The sequence below is a fragment of the Anaerocolumna aminovalerica genome (assembly GCF_900115365.1).
Lineage (GTDB): Bacteria > Bacillota > Clostridia > Lachnospirales > Lachnospiraceae > Anaerocolumna > Anaerocolumna aminovalerica.
In genome coordinates, this window is record NZ_FOWD01000043.1 from 15,907 (window position 1) to 34,372 (window position 18,466).

20 protein-coding genes are annotated in these 18,466 nt (G+C 37.6%); 1 reads left to right on the forward strand and 19 read right to left on the reverse strand.

The genetic code is table 11. The features are described 5' to 3' along the window. Positions 1–20 precede the first annotated feature (20 nt). The 19 genes from eutH to rpsB all read right to left on the reverse strand — a co-directional run bounded on the left by eutH (position 21) and on the right by rpsB (position 17,975). Entirely contained in the window at positions 21–1,115 is a 1,095-nt protein-coding gene (gene eutH, locus BM183_RS17450; protein ID WP_091688392.1) for an ethanolamine utilization protein EutH, read from the reverse strand. A gap of 12 nt (positions 1,116–1,127) precedes the next feature. Next, the gene (locus BM183_RS17455; protein WP_091688394.1) at positions 1,128–1,682 is read right to left on the reverse strand and encodes a BMC domain-containing protein; all 555 of its coding nucleotides are present in this window, start codon (positions 1,680–1,682) and stop codon (positions 1,128–1,130) included. Next, positions 1,675–1,950 (reverse strand): EutN/CcmL family microcompartment protein, encoded by a 276-nt coding sequence (locus BM183_RS17460; RefSeq protein ID WP_091688396.1) that lies wholly within the window; start codon positions 1,948–1,950, stop codon positions 1,675–1,677. Before BM183_RS17460 ends, BM183_RS17455 begins: the two co-directional genes overlap by 8 nt. A gap of 15 nt (positions 1,951–1,965) precedes the next feature. Then, a complete protein-coding gene (locus BM183_RS17465; protein ID WP_091688398.1) occupies positions 1,966–2,688 on the reverse strand; it encodes a hypothetical protein in 723 nt (240 codons plus the stop codon). Between the two features lie 62 nt (positions 2,689–2,750). Next, positions 2,751–3,395, reverse strand: coding sequence for an ethanolamine utilization phosphate acetyltransferase EutD (gene eutD / locus BM183_RS17470; RefSeq protein ID WP_091688400.1), 645 nt, complete (start codon positions 3,393–3,395; stop codon positions 2,751–2,753). A 12-nt stretch (positions 3,396–3,407) separates the two neighbouring features. Beyond that, the gene (locus tag BM183_RS17475; RefSeq protein ID WP_091688402.1) at positions 3,408–4,208 is read right to left on the reverse strand and encodes a cobalamin adenosyltransferase; all 801 of its coding nucleotides are present in this window, start codon (positions 4,206–4,208) and stop codon (positions 3,408–3,410) included. A gap of 169 nt (positions 4,209–4,377) precedes the next feature. After that, a complete protein-coding gene (locus BM183_RS17480) occupies positions 4,378–4,668 on the reverse strand; it encodes a BMC domain-containing protein (RefSeq protein ID WP_091688404.1) in 291 nt (96 codons plus the stop codon). 75 nt (positions 4,669–4,743) lie between these two features. Then, positions 4,744–6,231 (reverse strand): acetaldehyde dehydrogenase (acetylating), encoded by a 1,488-nt coding sequence (locus BM183_RS17485; RefSeq protein WP_091688405.1) that lies wholly within the window; start codon positions 6,229–6,231, stop codon positions 4,744–4,746. Positions 6,232–6,245: 14 nt separating this feature from the next. Beyond that, positions 6,246–6,956 (reverse strand): BMC domain-containing protein, encoded by a 711-nt coding sequence (locus BM183_RS21710; protein ID WP_139221550.1) that lies wholly within the window; start codon positions 6,954–6,956, stop codon positions 6,246–6,248. 1 nt (position 6,957) lies between these two features. Continuing rightward, positions 6,958–7,614, reverse strand: coding sequence for an ethanolamine utilization microcompartment protein EutL (gene eutL / locus BM183_RS17495; RefSeq protein ID WP_091688408.1), 657 nt, complete (start codon positions 7,612–7,614; stop codon positions 6,958–6,960). A gap of 48 nt (positions 7,615–7,662) precedes the next feature. Beyond that, complete coding sequence (eutC, locus tag BM183_RS17500) at positions 7,663–8,565, reverse strand: ethanolamine ammonia-lyase subunit EutC (protein WP_091688410.1); 903 nt, start codon at positions 8,563–8,565, stop codon at positions 7,663–7,665. A 55-nt stretch (positions 8,566–8,620) separates the two neighbouring features. Beyond that, on the reverse strand, positions 8,621–9,985 hold the full coding sequence (locus BM183_RS17505; protein WP_091688412.1) for an ethanolamine ammonia-lyase subunit EutB: 1,365 nt from the start codon (positions 9,983–9,985) through the stop codon (positions 8,621–8,623). A gap of 182 nt (positions 9,986–10,167) precedes the next feature. Further along, positions 10,168–11,637 carry an ethanolamine ammonia-lyase reactivating factor EutA gene (gene eutA, locus BM183_RS17510; RefSeq protein WP_091688414.1) on the reverse strand — a complete coding sequence of 490 codons (1,470 nt, stop codon included), beginning with the start codon at positions 11,635–11,637 and terminating at the stop codon, positions 10,168–10,170. A 64-nt stretch (positions 11,638–11,701) separates the two neighbouring features. Beyond that, positions 11,702–12,151: a EutP/PduV family microcompartment system protein gene (locus BM183_RS17515; RefSeq protein WP_091688416.1), complete on the reverse strand. Its 450-nt coding sequence runs from the start codon at positions 12,149–12,151 to the stop codon at positions 11,702–11,704. A 59-nt stretch (positions 12,152–12,210) separates the two neighbouring features. Beyond that, complete coding sequence (locus tag BM183_RS17520; RefSeq protein ID WP_330392444.1) at positions 12,211–12,564, reverse strand: BMC domain-containing protein; 354 nt, start codon at positions 12,562–12,564, stop codon at positions 12,211–12,213. A gap of 24 nt (positions 12,565–12,588) precedes the next feature. Next, complete coding sequence (locus tag BM183_RS17525) at positions 12,589–13,719, reverse strand: 1-propanol dehydrogenase PduQ (RefSeq protein WP_091688420.1); 1,131 nt, start codon at positions 13,717–13,719, stop codon at positions 12,589–12,591. 454 nt (positions 13,720–14,173) lie between these two features. Beyond that, positions 14,174–15,982: a methyl-accepting chemotaxis protein gene (locus BM183_RS17535; protein ID WP_091688422.1), complete on the reverse strand. Its 1,809-nt coding sequence runs from the start codon at positions 15,980–15,982 to the stop codon at positions 14,174–14,176. Between the two features lie 284 nt (positions 15,983–16,266). After that, entirely contained in the window at positions 16,267–17,193 is a 927-nt protein-coding gene (gene tsf, locus BM183_RS17540) for a translation elongation factor Ts (protein WP_091688424.1), read from the reverse strand. 35 nt (positions 17,194–17,228) lie between these two features. Next, complete coding sequence (rpsB, locus tag BM183_RS17545; protein ID WP_091688427.1) at positions 17,229–17,975, reverse strand: 30S ribosomal protein S2; 747 nt, start codon at positions 17,973–17,975, stop codon at positions 17,229–17,231. A gap of 293 nt (positions 17,976–18,268) precedes the next feature. Between rpsB and BM183_RS17550 the strand changes: the two genes are divergently transcribed. Continuing rightward, a partial coding sequence (locus BM183_RS17550) for a transposase family protein (RefSeq protein ID WP_139221551.1) occupies positions 18,269–18,466 on the forward strand: 198 nt, incomplete at its 3' end.

Below are 18,466 nucleotides of genomic sequence, written 5' to 3' on the forward strand. Positions count from 1 at the left end.
TTTATTCCAACCTGACAATTCTATTTAACATCTTCGTTCTTCAATGTCTTGTTTGCAATGAAGATTGCCACAAACAAAGCAGTAATACCAGCAACTAACTTACCGATGATCATCGGTACAATCATTGTGGAATTAAAACCGGCGGTAAATCCAAGATGGTCACCGAATACAAAGGCTGCAGAAACAGCAAAAGCAACGTTTAGAATTTTACCACGGTTATCCATATCCTTCATCATACCAAACATAGGAATACTATTTGCCAGGGAAGCTACTAAACCTGCTGCCGCAACATCATTCATTCCAAGTAATTTGCCAAGTGCCATTAATGGCTTGCGGAATACTTTTGTAATAACTAATACTAATGGGAATGCACCAGCAAGAATGATACTTATGTCAGCTACAATTTTAAAGCCTTCACTGATTGGAGCCATACCTTTTATTAATATAATGCCTGTTAGCTGTTCTACGATGCCTACTGCTAAACCAAAGGTAATAACTGCAACTACAAACTTTCCGAAAACCGTAAAACCTTTAATCATACCATCTTGAAATTTCCATAGACCCAGGGCAATTAGGATAGCAATTATAATAATAGGTATCAAATTAAGTATTACCATCATTACTGGGAAGCCCGCAACCAAACCACCAACAAAGGAACCAATAGGAATTGTTATAACACCTGCTAAAACACCGGTTGCTAAATATCTTCTATCTTCATCACGTATAATTCCAAGACCTACCGGTATGGTAAATACAATTGTAGGGCCAAGCATGGAACCAACAATTAAACCTCCAAACATTCCTGCTTCTTTTGTTTGTGCAAGTGCCTCTGCAAGTGGTGCACCACCCATATCACATGCTAAAATAGTTCCGGCAAACATAGCCGGGTCAGCACCCAAAAAACCAAATACCGGAACAATAACCGGCTTCAAAATATTTGCCAATACAGGCGCAAGAGCGATAATACCAACCATTGAGATTGCTAAGGATCCGATAGCAAGAATACCTTCTTCGAATTTTTCTCCAAGACCGAATTTATTACCAATAATTCGGTCGATTGCACCAAGTACTGCAAATACAACCATAATATAAACAATAATTTCATTTACACTCATGAAAACACCTCCTTATCGCTTTAATAAATTCTCTAGGATATCTCGATTGGGAGAAGGTATAATTGCTATATTTTCCCGCTCACTTTCACTTAAAAGCTGTTTACACCCGGATATCCCATGTTCAATGCTGCTTACCGAACCCGTTACGGCAAATACCATTTTACCACCAATGGAAAAGGCAAGATATATTCGAAGTATTTTAACATCTGCTGATTTTAATACAGTATCTAATGCTTTAATTCCGGTACAAACCATTCTGGTCTCCACAATACCCACTGCGTCCAATTTTTCTACAGGTTCATACCTTCCTCGTATTCCTTCAATAATAGATGGTGATACCGCGTGAACTTTGAAATTATCAAATAAGGTTTTACCTCCAATACTAACTCCAAAGTCAATTGCAGTATCTACTTCTCCTTCATTTCCAGAGACAATAATAAGAAATTTCCCCGGGCAAATTGTTCTAAAATATATAATTTCTACTTCAGCCTTTTTTACTATGGCATCTGCTACATACATTCCCCGGCTGATACTGATAAACTCCAGTGCACCAATGCTTTTATTCATGTTCTTCCACCACCACAGAATCTACAATACCAACAATAGCTGCATCCACTGGGGAACCGGCAGCTGATAATGCATACCTTGCTGAACTTCCCCGTACTATAAGTACTTGATCTCCTGTCCCTGCACCTACTATATCCGCTGCAACTACCAACCTGCTGCCTGCTTTATTATAAGCATCCATTAGTTGTACTACCATTAGTTTATTTCCATTTAATTTTTCATTTTTTTTAGTAGCCCAAACGCTCCCTATTACCTTGCCAAGTTCCAATTGCCTGCGCCTCCATCACATTTTAATAAATCGCATATGATGTGCTCTTGCATAATCGAGAGCACTGGGTGTTATAATACTATCCTTTTCAATGCATATCGCTGCTTGTGATTTTATATTTAAATTTATTAGGTCTTTTTCTAATATAAGTTTTTTCTTAAGCTCTACTTGTTCTTCAATCCCATCAATGGCTGCCTTTGTAAAAGAAGTAATCCCTTTACTATCACCTTGCTGCTTTCTTAGTAATGTTTGTTTTCCTTGTTTTTCACTAAATGGAAATGTACTTTCTGAAGTAAAGATAATACCGTATTGTCTTAAGCATTCCTCATATTCTAACAGCCTGCGGTAAAATGTTTTATTTGCAGTTGCCTTATAAGAGCGATATTCTAGTCCCTCCTCAAGTACAAAGATTCTTTTTCCAAGTAAAAGAGCATATCGTATTGCTTCTTCCAAATATCCTTCACCGCTTAAAAGCGCCAAATTAATTAATTGTTTCACGGTAACAGATGTTGCCAAAATTACTTCTGCACATGAAACCATAGAGTAAAGGTCCTCTGTCTTTTTAGAACCATCCGTATCTGGAATCAGCAAATTATATTCTTTTGTTATTACCTCCGAAAGGGGATGCCGTCCATCCGATAATACTAATAATGCCGTTTTTTGTATAGAAGTATTTTCATACGACCACAGACGGTGAAGAACTTCTTTCATGACTTCTTCAATAATATCTTCATACATATACTCAACTCTTTTCTTATAGTAAAGAACAGTGATCTGTCCTGGAGAACAGTACAAGCATCCTACTTATCCACAATAATCAAACCCTTGGAATCTTTCCTTAGACCACAGGCATTCGCCTCATCATAATCAATGTGCATGGCAGTACTGAAATTCTTATCAACTCGTATATCTACGTCTTCAAATATTACCGGACGTTCTCCAAATACCTTGACTTTAACCGAATCACCATTGGATACGCAAAAGCGTTTTGCATCTTCTGGTGTAATATGAATATGACGCTTTGCCACTATAAGGCCTTCCTTTATCTCTATTGTCACGCCGTTATTAGGATTTGTTATTTTAATACCAGGTGTTTCCTTAATATCACCACTTAGTCTGACTGGAACCTTAATTCCAAGTGTCAGTGCATCTGTTAGGGAGACCTCTACCTGAGACTTACTTCTCTCCGGACCTAACACAACAACATTGTGAATGGCGTTTTTAGGGCCCTTAATGGTAACTCTTTCTTCACAGGCAAACTGTCCGGGCTGAGACAAATCTTTAACAGGAGTAAGCTTATAATTATACCCAAAAAGAGTATTGATATCTTCCCTGCTTAAGTGAACATGTCTTCCGGATGCTTCCATTAGGATAAACTGCTCTTTCATTTCCTTCAACACTGCATCAACGATTGCATCTATATTAATGTTTGTTTCTGCTAACATACTTCCTACTTTCTATGACTCGTTATATTTTCCTGTCAGATATTTAAACATCATAATCCAAAAGAAAGAGGATAAACGGTTGAAAGCTCTTATAATATCCTCTCTGGTTACCGTTCCATCGTCTTCTTTAAACGCTTTAAATGCTACTATTTCTGTTTTCCTTGCAAGTGTCCTTAATTTATTTAAATGGGCAGTCATCTCACCCTGTTGATAGGTAGGAAGAAAATGTCTCATTCCAAAATATTGACTTGGATGATAGGATTGTTCCCGCAAATCTTTTTCATTCAACCCGCCTAAAGTAAAATCACCCACTTCTACTCCCTTTAGCTCACATTGCAATAGTTTGCGTATAAAGCGAATCACTTCTTCTAACTCTTTGGTTAGCTTTGGCATTTGTAAACGTTCAGAGACTGTCTGGGCAATTATGATTTCTGATTCCAGATAATCAATTGCTCCACGAAGAATAATTCTTTTATGATCTTTAAATACCAAGAAGTTTCCCCTAAGATGTGTCATATGCTCTGGTTTATTTTCCAAATGAACACCAAATACTGTATCAAATCCGGATGATGCCTCTAATGAATGATTTTTATTCTTCTGCTCTGTCTTATCTTCTGTTGCCATAACCCTGCCATGGCTAATGGAATTTGAACCATGATTATCCCTTCCTGTGAGTGTAATGTTCTTCTCTAATAGATAAGCTCTGGCAGAAGGGGTTAATATAGTATCCTTTTCCATACGAAATTCTCCCTTTTCCTTTAAAAGACCATCACTTATCATCTTTCGAATATCTTGTTCTGTTATTAATGCCATTCCTAACCTCACTATTATCTAATCTGCCTGGTAGATTGGGGCTGTTGTAAAATTAGTGTTATATAGATATGGATTATCTGATCTTCCATATCCTGTATCTATATTTTATTTTGCAACAGCCTCGTAAGGCATATCATGAAAGAAGTTTCTATTCCTTCTGTTATTTAAGTTATGCTTGTGTATGGGTATGGGGAAGAATTCCATCCACCTCAGTATGAGGTCTTGGAATTACATGTACGGATATTAATTCACCCACACGTTCTGCTGCTGCTGCACCTGCATCAGTTGCCGCTTTAACTGCACCAACATCGCCTCGTACCATAACAGTAACCAAACCTCCACCTACCTGTTCCTTACCGATTAAAGCTACATTAGCTGCTTTTACCATTGAATCAGCTGCTTCGATTGCACCAACTAAACCTTTCGTTTCAATCATACCAAGTGCATTTGTATTAGACATATTCATTTCCTCCTAATATTTATAGAAAAGTTACACTAAGTTCCACTCATATACTATTATTCTACATTTTATTGTTTATATTAGCTGCTTCATAATTCTTTTTACTATTTCCTCTACCAGTTCTGTATTAACATTACAATATGGGCTATTATTGGAAGATTTGGTATCACCTAGTAAATTAGCCGCATTATTTCTTAGATCTTCCAGCTCTTTTATACCGAATGCTACCCGTTTTATATTAATTAAGTCCATTGGACCAATATTATTGGAAGAAGAACTTCCTCCAACAGCACCACATCCAAGTGTCAGTGCCGGGAAAAGATTCGTAGATCCGCCTATACCGCCAAGAGAACCCATTGTATTGACCAAAATTCTGGAAGCTGGTGCCCGTAAGGCAAATCGTTTGATTAAGTCATCATTGTTACAGTGCATGGAAAAAGTATGGCCCATTCCTTCAAAGCTTAGTATTTCTACTACCTTATCAATTACATCCTCAATTGTTTCTTCAACAAAGAATGCCAATATCGGTGCTAATTTTTCTCTGGAATATGGAGCGTCATCTCCCACTCTGGATTCTTTTGCAATTAATACTCTTGCAGAAGCCGGTACACCTGTTAACCCGGCAAGCTTACTTATTTGGGCTACAGATTTTCCAACAATTTGTGGATTCATTGTTCCATTTGCACGAAGAATAAAACCTGCCAGCTTTTTAGACTCCTCTTCATTCAGGAAGAAACCGCCCTGTGCAATTAATTCTTCCCTTACGGCTTGCTCCATACAACGTTCTACAATTACAGATTGTTCTGAAGCACAAATTGTACCGTTATCAAATGTTTTGGAATCCATAATGTGTTTTACGGCTAATTTAACATTTGCTGTTTTATCAATAAATGCTGGTCCGTTACCTGCACCCACTCCAATAGCTGGTGTTCCTGAGGAATAGGCAGCTTTCACCATTGCATAGCCCCCGGTAGCTAAGATAAGTTTTGTATCCGGATGTTTCATTAATTCATTGGTTGCCTGAAGAGTTGGAATGGTTATACAGGATATAGCCCCTTTAGGGCATCCCGCTGCTTCTGCTGCTTCACTGACAACCTTAACTGTTTCTAAGATACAATTCTTTGCTCCGGGATGTGGTGAAAATACAATACAGTTACCCCCTTTAATTGAAATCAGGGTCTTATACATAATTGTAGAAGTTGGATTGGTGGAAGGTATAATACCTGCCACAATACCTACCGGTATTCCAATCTCCATTGTTTTATTCTCTTTATCCTCCCGAAGAATTCCAACTGTTTTTTGATCCTTAATTGCCTCATAAATCCCCATAGAACCAAAAACATTTTTAACTACTTTATCCTGCCAGATACCAAATCCGGTTTCTTCATTTGCCATTTTAGCAAGACGCTCAGCATTCTGTAATGATGCTTCTGCAATTGCCTTTACGATACGATCAATTTTTTCCTGATTGAAGGTTGCCAGTATCTTATGGGCTTCCTTTGCTTTTTTTAAAAGCAAACGGACTTCTTGTATTGACATTAAATCTTTCTCTAGTAACTCCATCCGCCGTCTCCTTCTTATCTGCTATTTTGCTGTGCTATTATAAGCTGAATTAACTCTTCCTTCTTTGCACTCTTATGAAATTCTGTTAATTCCACACCTTTACTTTGTAAGATTGCCCGAAGGGTATCATTGCTCTTTTTCCTTAATTCAGTAGTAGTATAAGTGATTATTGGTTCTGTTTTCAGGGCATTTACTTCCCCATTATTGGTATCTTTATAACTTTCCGTAGTTCCTTTCTCGTTAGTATTATTTTGAGTTATTACATTCTCTGTTCCGGGTTCTTTATTTCCGCTGACAGCATCTTTAACAACGGCCGTAGATTCCTTTGAAAAATCACTTGGTAAGTTATTCTTATCTGCAGTACCAGTACCATCTTCCTGAGAATTTGTGAATCCAGAAACTGGGCTTTGATTTAAAGGTACTATTGGTTTTCTCTTTTGCTGAAAAAGTTTTATTCCTTTTATTAATACTTTCCCCTCAAGGCTTTCATCTACATAAGGTATAACATGTTTAGCCCTAAGTGTGCCAACCCGCTCAGCTGCTGCTGCGCCTGCATCGACAGCAGCAGAAATTGCCCCCACATCTCCGGTGATTTCCACAGTCAGGATTCCCGCACCTGCTTTTTCTATTGCCAATAAGTTAACATTTGCTGCTTTAAGGGCAGAATCTGCTGCTTCAATTGCGGGAGGTAACCCGATTACTTCAATCATCCCTAATGCTTGCATCTTACTGATATTCCTTTGGTCGATCCGCTACACTTCTTACTGCTTCTGCAAATGCATTACAGGCTGCATAAACAGCAGATTGAGAACCTGTTAATAATCCGCCCCCAAAGTTTGTTTCACTTGGGGGTCCGTAAAACTCGCATAATCGAACATCTGCTGCTTTCATAGCTGCATCAAGGGCATAGATCGATTCCAGGGGAGGAGCAATCACGTAGGCAAGGGCTTCACCTTCTTTAATGCCTGCGATCTTTGATAGATAGGATCCGGTTCTTGAAACGGTATGAGCATAATAAACAATGGAATCATCATCATTGGCACTAATGAAGTAAGCATCATTTTCCATAAAGCTAATGCAAGCATTTAACCCGCTTCGAACTTCAGCCGGACTTGGACCTGCAAGAATACCTATTACCTCGCCTGCAAGTTTTGTATTGGCATTAGCAGCACCTCCATAAAATGACCTGGCATAAACCACTTCAACATCTGCTGCTTTTGTTGCTTCATCCAAACCAGTGTAGGTTACATCGTCACTATCCGCTGTAATAATCCCAAGACTCTTATGACGTTCTCCAAGAGAGAGCTTTTCTGCCAAATCCGGGCTCACATTAGAGATTATCCGGACAGCTAATATATTTGGGTGTAATTTATCATTTTTCATAATAACCTCGATTCCGGTGCTTTCACACCATTTAATAAATCTTATATCTTAAACTTTATTCAAATCGATACCGGATGCTTTCTTATCTAACATCCTTTTAATCAACTCGGCTGCATGTGCACCAGCTTCAACTGGTGTGGTACCTCCACGGTGGATGTTAGAAATAACAGTTCTTTTTGATTCCGGAATTCCATGTTTTGGTTTGTAGCAAATGTAAGCAGACATGGATTCTGCCGTTACTAATCCGGGGCGTTCTCCAACTAACATACAAATTACATCTGCATCGGTAATTTGACCAATATCATCCATGGCACCTACTCTGGCGTGTTTAATAAAAATACTAGGGGGTACATTAATCTGGTACATGCTAAGACCTTGCTTTATTGCAGGGATCATATCCTCCACATTTGCTTCAACGGCTGAAGAGGATAGACCGTCACCGACGATAATAAGAACCTTTGGATTTTGTCCGCATGTCTTTTTGATTATCTCCTGCTCCTCTTTGCCAAATCTGCGCCCAAGGTCTGGCCTTGTTAAATACTCATCTTTATCTTTACAAAGTGTTTTTACAAATACAAAGTTATTTTTCTTTATAAAATCTTCAGAGACATCAGAGAATACTGCATCTTGGGCTGCTGCATGGTCTGCTCTGACACGCAGCATAGTCATAGTCTTATACCGTGCACCGGCTCTTCCAACACCAAGTCTGGCCGGAGTTTTACTTTTCATATGAAGATATTCTTCTTTATTTTTTGGGTGATCTACTAAAAACCAAGATTTTAGATCTATTTTAGTTATATCCGGTAAACATTCTGAAGATACTGGGGTTGCTGCCGCCGTTGCCTGGCCGGCAGGAGTTTGGTTGGTTATTGTTTTTACCTGATTACCACCGCCATTTATCATCTGTTCTACCATCTGCTCTACCATTTTTCTTATATTTTGTTCATCCATATATTTATGCTCCTTTTAAAATCTTTGAAAGAATAAAATTCTTTCAATCTTCCTACTAGAATAAGACGGAAGCATCACCGGCTAATTTTGTCAGCTTACCTTTTTCATCAATAAATCCCATGCGAATCATCCATTCATGGAATGGCTTGATGGCAGTTAAACCAAACATTTCACGAAGTGCCGCAGTTTCATGATAACCTGTGGTTTGATAGTTTAACATAACATCATCACCATGAGGTATACCCATAAAGTAATTACAACCTGCTGTTGTTAACAGTACGGAAAGGTCTTCGATGGTGTTTTGGTCAGCTTTCATATGATTCGTATAACAAGCGTCACATCCCATGGAAATGCCAGTTAACTTGCCCATAAAGTGATCCTCAAGACCGGCACGGTTTACTTGGCGGCCGTCATATAGGTATTCTGGCCCGATAAATCCTACAACAGTATTTACGATAAAAGGTTTAAAATGCTTTGCAAAACCATAACAACGGGCTTCCATGGTTACCTGATCTACTCCATGGTGTGCTTCTGAGGATAATTCCGAGCCTTGTCCGGTTTCAAAATACATAACATTGGGGCCTTCTGCAGTACCTTCCGATAAAGCAAGTTGTCTTGCCTCTTCTAAGGTTGCTGCATTAAATCCAAAGGCTTCATTTCCTTTTTCCGATCCTGCAATAGATTGGAAGATTAGATCCGATGGAGCGCCCTTTCTTATTGCATCCATCTGAGTAGTAACATGAGCAAGAACACATGTCTGAGTTGGAATCTTGAACTTTTGTTTTATGTCTTCAAATCTCTTAAGTATTCGAACTACACTTTCTGTGGAATCATCAACCGGATTTAAACCTAATACAGCATCTCCCGCACCATAGGTTAAGCCTTCAAGTAAGGAAGCCATAATACCATCAGGGTCATCCGTGGGATGGTTTGGCTGCAAACGGCAGCTAAGTGTACCCGGTTCTCCAATAGTGGTATTACAATGTGCTGTAATACGAATTTTTCTTGCACCATACACTAGATCCATATTTGACATTAATTTTGCAACAGCTGCTACCATCTCAGAAGTAATTCCACGGCTGATTCTTCGAATATCTGCCCCTGTTGTGTTTTCGTCCAAAATCCATTCACGAAACTCAGCTACTGTCCAGTGCTTAATTTCGTTATAGATTTTTTCATTTACATCGTCTTGAATGATCCTGGTTACCTCGTCAATTTCATAAGGTACCGCCGGATTATTGCGAAGCTGTTCTAGTGTTATGTTCGCAAGTACAATCTTTGCTGCTACACGCTCCTCGGCAGATTCAGCAGCAATTCCAGCAAGGGTATCACCCGATTTTTCTTCATTTGCCTTTGCCATGACTTCCATAAGAGATTTAAACTCATAGGTATGTCCTAACAATTGTGCTTTTAAAATCATTGTCTACTCCTATCTGCGTGTTTATATTCTTTGAACTTACTAATTCATATACACGCGTATCATTTCGTATTTTCAACATATTTTATTTTGAAGTTATTGCCGGGAACAATAGGCAAATCACTTCCAGTTGAAAAATATATTTTCAACTTATTTGCATTTAGGATTATCCAAAATACAACTTTTTATTTATTAAATACCAAAGTTTTTACAACCACTGGCAATACGGTACCTTCTGCTACGGGTTTTCCGATATCCACATAATCTCCATCCTCAACATGAATGCTATCCAGGCACACAACGTCTTTCTTATATTCAAGCATTCGATACATGCTTTGTCCCAATACCTTTGCCATATCGTTTTCTACTAAGATAATGAAAGGAAACTCCTGCTCCATTAATTCCTTCATTCCTGCCAGAAGACCTTTTGCATATTCAGAAACTTGCACAAAGGAAGGAGTTTTGCTTCCCTCAAAAGCAATTGCTACTTTCTGAAGGTTGCCCTCTAACTTAAACCAATTTAATTTCGTACTAATAGCTTGTTCCATGCTCTTAGCCGACTCTTCCTCTTCTTTGGATAATTTTAGAATTGGTAAGTTTTTAATGGGAAACGCATCTTTGGTATAGGTAATCGTACTACCACTTACCTCCATGGTTTGAGTTCCCGCTCCAACTACGGTAGCCCGAATTGTTTCAACGCTTTTAAGCACCTTAAGTTCTTTGCACAAGGGTGATGTTTTGATAGCTTGTCCTAATAAGATTCCAATATCACCATATTCAAATTCATCTGCTGCTCTGTCTTCACCATAAATATAATCTGCAACACCGCCAGAAAAAGTAATACTTGTAATTGGGCAGCTATTTTTAATGGTTTCATCACAGGTAAACTTAGTTACCTCCTCTCCCTCTTTATGGGTAATAAATAATGAAAACTCATCGTCCATGGGCCTAATTCCAACGCTCTGCATTAAAGCATAAACCATTGCATCCAGTATGGGCTGTAGATTTTCTTTTGTTGCTATGGTACCAACCCTTAAAGGTAAATTCTTTCGTTCAATTAACTCCTTCATCTTCTCTGACAGATAAGTGATTTCTCCCGAGTTTTTATCAATTTTAACTAGCCGTCCACCCACGTCAAGGCATCCGGTATCTTTGACTTCCCCGTGATCAAACAAAGCAAGATTGCTAGTTCCTCCGCCAATATCAATATTCACTACACCTGTGCGGCCTTCTTTGGAATACACATGAGCTCCGGCACCCTTTCCTGCAATAATACTCTCCAAATCAGGCCCGGCAGTTGCTACTACAAAGTCACCTGCAAATCCACTTAGTGTTTCTAATACTTCTTTTGCATTTTCCTTTCTGGCTGTCTCACCAGTTATAATCACCGCTCCTGTATTAATCCCGGTTTTTTCGATACCCGCCTTTTTGTATTCTCCTTCAATTATTTCCTTGACCTTTGTTCCGTCTATTTCGGTTGGTGAACGCAGAGGCGTAAAATATATCTCACTTCGATAGATAATTTCTTTGTCAACAATCACCACTTTGGGAACAGAGAAATTTGAGGCAATATTTTCAATCATTAACTTCGAAAAAACCAGCTGCGTTGTACTGGTTCCAATATCAATACCTACACTTAACAGTTCTTCTCTCATACCTACTCCATCTTCTTTTACTTATCTCGATAATAAAAAACCTCTGAAAGTCCAACGGCAGAATCTAATCATCAATTTGTTCATGTATATAATGAAACAATTCCTCAATTCCTATTTCTTCCACTGTATCTACAAGAAAGATTTTTCGTGCACCGGCTTGTCTTAGTTCCATTTCCACTCTTTTTATATCCTCCTGGGAATCAGCTAAAGTAATTTTTGTTACAATACCAATGATTTCTTTTGCAAAGGTACCTGCAAATGCAGGAGGTATATAATTATCCCTGACTGTGGGATCACCAAGAATTGCTATTAGCTTTGCATCCACCGCCGTCATAATAAGGGCATGGTAGTAGTTTCGATTCTCCATATATTCTCCGGGAGTATCAATTGCATTTTTGTAAAACTCTACTGATTGAGTTTTTTTATACTTTAGTTCCAGTGCATCCAGCTTCTGACACAATGTTGTTTTCCCGCTTCCGGTTCTGCCCATAAATATAATTTTTCCACTACCCATAGTAACCTCAATTTCACACATACTTAAATTTCTTAAATCTAGCCACTTACGTATGTCTGTTACGTCCTTGTAATTGCTGCCGGTGTAAATAAAAGTTGTCCGGAAAGTACAGAAACTACATCTCGAATGGCAGATTCAACAGAACTAACATCTCCGGTAATCACAAGTGCTCCGCTGAAACGGTCTATAAAACCAAGTCTTACATCCGATGCCTTAGTGGCCACATCTGCCGCAATAATCGCACCTTCACTAGGAGTTATTGTCATAATTCCAATAGCATTTATATCATCAGTAACCAGTCCTAGTTTCTGATAAATTTCATCAGTTGGATTTGCAATAATATGAGCAAGTGTAATTTGTTTACCAGGTACAAACTCCTGAACGATTCTTTGTTTCTCGTCGATTTGTATGATAAGTCCTCACCACCGTTTCCTGCATTAAGAAATCTTATGAATGATTTCAGAAACATCTGAAATACCAGCCACACGAGGATTGGTTAAGATACAGGCATCCTTAAGGGCACCTTCTGCAATTGATTTCTTTTCTTTTAAAATATCTTCTGTGCTTATCTTACATTCTGTTAGTTTGGTTGGCATTTTCATCCTCTGCATCAATTTTGTAATCTCATTGATTAAGTTTTTCACGCTTAAACGAACTGTACTGCCAGTAACACCGATGAGTTTTGCTATCTTAGCATATTTAATTGCTGCTTCTGAATAATCTTTTGGGGTGAAGCCGGTAATATTACTGTTAAATTCAATTACATGAGGAAGTAAAATAGCATTGGTTCTTCCATGAGGTACATGAAGTTTTCCGCCAATGTTATGGGCAATAGCATGATTTAATCCAAGAGAAGCTAGGTTAAAGGAGATTCCGGCTAAACAAGATGCATTATGCATTTTTTCTTTTGCTTCCATATCTTCCGAACTTTCATAGGAGCGTAATAGATACTGAAACACCAGAGCCACTGCTTTTTCCGCTAAAGCATCTGAAAAATCAGTTGCTTTCGTAGAAACATAGGCTTCAAGTGCATGGGTCAGAACATCCATCCCGGTATCAGCTACAATAGCAGGGGGAACCGTTTTCACAAGTTCCGGCTCCAGTAATGCTACATCAGGAATTAAAACATCCGATACCAGAGGGTACTTGACACCTTTTTGTTTGTCAGTAATTACAGCAAAAGAAGTTACTTCAGATCCGGTTCCACTAGTTGTTGGAACCGCAATAAATTGCATTTTCTCAAGTTCTCCAATTTCTCTGGAAAAATGCATAATTGCTTTCGCTGAATCTATTGCAGAACCGCCTCCTACCGCAACCATAGCATCAGGTTGATAAGCAATGACTTCCCCTACCCCTTTTACCACTAATTCCATAGGTGGGTCAGGTACAATATCACTAAATATCTGAAAGGACCCTTCTGCCAAATACTTGGTGATGGAATCAATCATTCCGGATTTCACCATATACGGGTCGGTTACAATAAAAATTTTCTTTTGCACCAGGTTTTGCAAATATTGCAGAGCTTCCCGGCCAAATATGACTTTTGTTTTTAATTCGAATGTGTTCATTTGTCATCACCTTTTTAAAGTTTCATAGTTACCTAAATATAGTATGTATTTTTAGGATTACTATACTTAATGTGTAAAAGTTTTTGGTAAATGTATCTTATTCACCAGTCCTGACATTTTTCTACTCTATTTATATAATGTAAGGCGTTGACAGATGAGTATTTATAATTTTTTTGGAGTTTAACTGAATATGAAAGAAAGGTGATTTATTCATCTTTCCTTTCTGCATTGAACAGCAGAGAAAAAGCCGCTACATTTTGGTAACGGCTTTTAAATATGTTTTTATAATGATAACTAATTTTTTCTCTTTTTTATCCCAGCAGCAATCCAGTTGGTGCATAAGCAGAAGTACAGCCTTTCGGCACTTTTAAATCCCGGTAAACTCCTAAAGTTTCACCAAGAGTGATACACCTCTCTGTAAATTGCGGATTAGTTCATTTATAAGGTTTTATAATTATCTGGTCTGGAAAGTATGAATCAGGTCATTCAAATCCATTGCCATTTCGTTTAGTTTAGATATATTATTGGTAATTTCATTGACAGTCATTGCCTGTTCCTCAGAGAAAGAAGAAATTTCTTCTATAGAAGAGGAATTCTCCTCTGCTGCCTGTGAAATATGATTTAACATAAGCAAAATATTATCTTTTTTCTGATCTGTCTCATAATTACGTTCTGTAATTCTTTTAATGTCTTCTAATAAATTCTGTAATTCAATTGAAATTGTGCCAAAAATACCTTCTGTGGCCAGAACTGTATTGTTCATATTATCCACCCCTATCCGGTTCCTTTTCACAAAGTCTACTGCAGTAATGGACTGTTTCATCATTTCATTTACTTTCTCCCGGATATCTTCAGTCGCTTTTGCAGTTTCCGTAGCCAGGGCACGTACTTCTTCTGCAACTACGGCAAATCCCTTTCCTGTTTCACCCGCCCGGGCTGCTTCGATATTAGCATTTAATGCCAGAAGGTTGGTTTGTGCTGCCACTCCCGCAATAATCTTTACAATCTCGGCTATTTTCTGGGAGTGTTTATAGATTTCATTGATTACCTGTTCCATCTCCATTGAATTGGTATTGTTTTGAACACTTGCTTCTTTTAGCTCTTTTACTGAATATAGCCCTTCTTCTTTTAACTCTATGGTCTTCTTGGCTGCATATTCAATCTTAGTACTTGCATCTGCTGTCTCTTTAATATCTTCGCCTAACAATGTGATTTCTTCTACACTATTTTGCGTATTCTGAGATTGTTCCTCGCCAAATTCTGCCATCTGGTATATGGATTTTGAGACTTCATCTGTCATTTTAGCAACCCTGTCTGCAGAGCTTTTTAACTCCGTTGAAAACTGATTTAGGTTACTACTATTTGAACTCATTAATTTCATAATATGATTTAATTTATCAATAAGAAGATTTACAGAGTCACCCAGCAGTTCCGTCTCATCCCGAGTTTTAAAATTGACTTTATCTACTGTTAAGTCTCCTGTTGATACTCTATGCAAAATACCGGAAATAATCTTGATTGGTTTTGTTATCTTTCTCGTAATCAATATACTTACTCCTAATGCTATAATTAATACAATGAACAAAACCAAAAGATTATAATTTAGTATTATTTCTGAACCTCTTAACAGATCAGCATCGTATATTACTGCCGTGACCACCCAGTCCCACTGAGGGAAATATTGAGTATAGACCGTTTGATTCCCTGCATTCTCACTTACGTTTTCATCTAAGCTGTAATTTAAAGTTCCTCCTCCCTCTTTTGCTTTCTTAATTATGTCCTGAATAATAAACCTTCCGTCTTGGGATTTTAATTGGAAAATATTATCCTTAAAAAATGGATGGGATATTACATCGCCATTGGAATTGACTATGAAGAAATGTCCGTCTTTTCCAAGATTCAAGGCATGGTATTTTAGCTTAGAATTAGCCGTAGCACCAGAGGTGGCATCCGTTTCATTTTCTGTGGCACCGGATATAGAATCCACCTGGCTCCCATGCAACTGGCTAATTGAAACCAAAGAAGCTTCTTTTGCTTCCTCCTCTGTCATCCATTGATTCTCTCCTCTGGTATATCCATAATTTTTATTGATTTCTAATAAAGATGTTTCTATTACATTGGTTAAAATAATCTGATTGGAGCGAGAAAGTTCTTGTTTTGCAATCCTATAATTAATAAAAGAAATACCTGATAATGCTACAATAATAATTAATGATATAAAGAAACTGATTTTTTTGTTAATACTTATCTTTATGTCTCTCAACTAGCTATTCCTCCTTCGTAGGTACTCTGCCCAGTTTCCGGTATTTCAGAACCTGTACTTATATACTTTTTTCTTTTGTTTCACTATGCTATCTTACTTCATTTATTAAAAATTAGCAATAAATCAAAAAAATTTATATAGATAATCATCCAGTCTAAAAAAGAGAAGACAAAAAATATCTTCTCATAAAATAAATAAAAATTTTATCATTATCACAGTATTCCAAGCAAAAAAACCGCCGGAAAAATAACATATTTCCGACGGTTAAGCTTAATTTTATATGATTATTGACCCATTTGTTTTGCAACTTCAGCTGCGAAATCTTCTTCTTTCTTTTCGATTCCTTCGCCAGTTTCAAAACGAACGAAACTCTTAACCGCAATCTTTGAACCAAGTTCTTTGGATGCTTCTTCAAGATATTTTTGAACGGTTAGATTTCCGTCTTTTACATATAACTGATCTAATAGGCAGATTTCTTTTAATTCTTTCTTTAGACGGCCATCGATCATTTTTTCAATGATGTTTTCTGGTTTTCCAGTGTTTTCATTTAAAGTTTGAGCTTTAATGATTTCTCTTTCATGAGCAATGTAATCAGCTGGAATTTCAGATTCATTTACATACTTTGGATTAAGAGCAGCTACCTGCATAGCAAGATTCTTTGCTACTTCTCTTGCTCCATCGTTATATACAGCAGAGTCCATTTCAATTAATACGCCAATTCTTCCGCCGCCATGAATATAAGCTTCAACAAAGCCGTTTTCAGCAACAACTTTTTCAAATCTTCTAATATTCATGTTTTCACCGATAATAGCAATTTGAGAAGATAATTCTTCTTTAACAGTTTTGGCTGGATCAAGTTCCCATGGTTCTGCTAAAAATGCATCGATATCTGCTGCAGATGTTTTTTTCACTTGTTCAGCTACAGCTGCTACATATTCTCTGAATTTTTCATTCTTAGCAACAAAGTCTGTTTCGCTGTTAACTTCAACGATTGCTGCAATTTTGCCTTCTTCGTTTACTGTAGCATAACTAATACCTTCTGCTGCGATTCTTCCAGCTTTCTTTTCAGCTGCTGCAAGTCCTTTTTCTCTTAAGAACTCAACTGCTTTATCCATATCACCATCTGTTTCGGCAAGTGCTTTTTTACAATCCATCATGCCTGCGCCAGTCATTTCTCTTAAATCTTTTACCATTGCTGCTGTAATAGCCATGTTAAAATACCTCCATTTAATTGATTATGAATTGATTATGCTTCTACTGCTTCCTCTACTGCTTCTTCTGCTGTTTCATCAGTACTGTCATTTAATTGAACTCCTTGATTTGCTTCAATAACAGCATCTGCCATTTTAGCAACAATAAGTTTAACTGCTCTGATAGCATCATCATTACCAGGGATTACATAATCTAATTCTTCAGGATCACAGTTAGTATCTGCAATACCAATCAATGGAATACCTAATACGTGAGCTTCTTGTATACAGATTCTTTCTTTCTTAGGATCTACTACGAAGATAGCATCTGGTATTTTCTTCATATTTTTAATACCGCCAAGGTTCTTTTCAAGTTTTTCCCATTCTTTCTTAAGTTCGATAACTTCTTTCTTAGGAAGAACATCAAAAGTACCATCTTGGGACATAGTTTCGATTTCTTTCAATCTGTTAATTCTGCTTTGGATGGTTTTGAAGTTTGTTAACATACCGCCTAACCATCTTTCATTTACATAATACATTCCGCAGCGTTCAGCTTCTGATTTTACAGAATCCTGTGCTTGTTTCTTAGTACCAACGAATAAAATTGTACCGCCGTCTGCTACGATGTCTTTGATTGCATAGTAAGCTTCATCTACTTTACCTACAGATTTTTGTAAGTCAATGATGTAGATACCATTTCTTTCTGTGAAGATATAAGGAGCCATTTTAGGGTTCCATCTTCTTGTCTGGTGTCCGAAATGTACACCTGCTTCAAGTAATTGTTTCATTGAAATAACGCTCATAATTTACCTCCATTTGGTTAATTTCTTCCGTATGCCTCATTTTTTCGACTGACCCAAAAGGCACCGAGCCGAAAATCAACATACGTGTATTTTGACTCAGCAATTATAACACATGTTCTTCCAGATAGCAAGGGCTTTTTTCATATTATACAAAAAAAGGTTCTATAATAAATGTTGGGGTATGCAAAAGACATACTTCCAACATTTTATTTTTTATATTAAAATGCATCTATACGAAGCCTCTAAGTAAATGCACGTCGTCCAAACAAACATTAAAAGGAGGTTTTCGATAGATGCACTCTCATTGTACCAAAAATCTACTGAATTTAGAAGATGTTTTTATTAAGAAAGTGGTTCATGCAGATCATTATGTTAGGATATTCATCGAAACCAATCCTACCATACAAACCTGCCCCCATTGTGGTGCTCAGACCAAACGTATTCACGATTACCGCTATCAGGAGTTCAAGGATCTCCCTTTCCAGATGAAG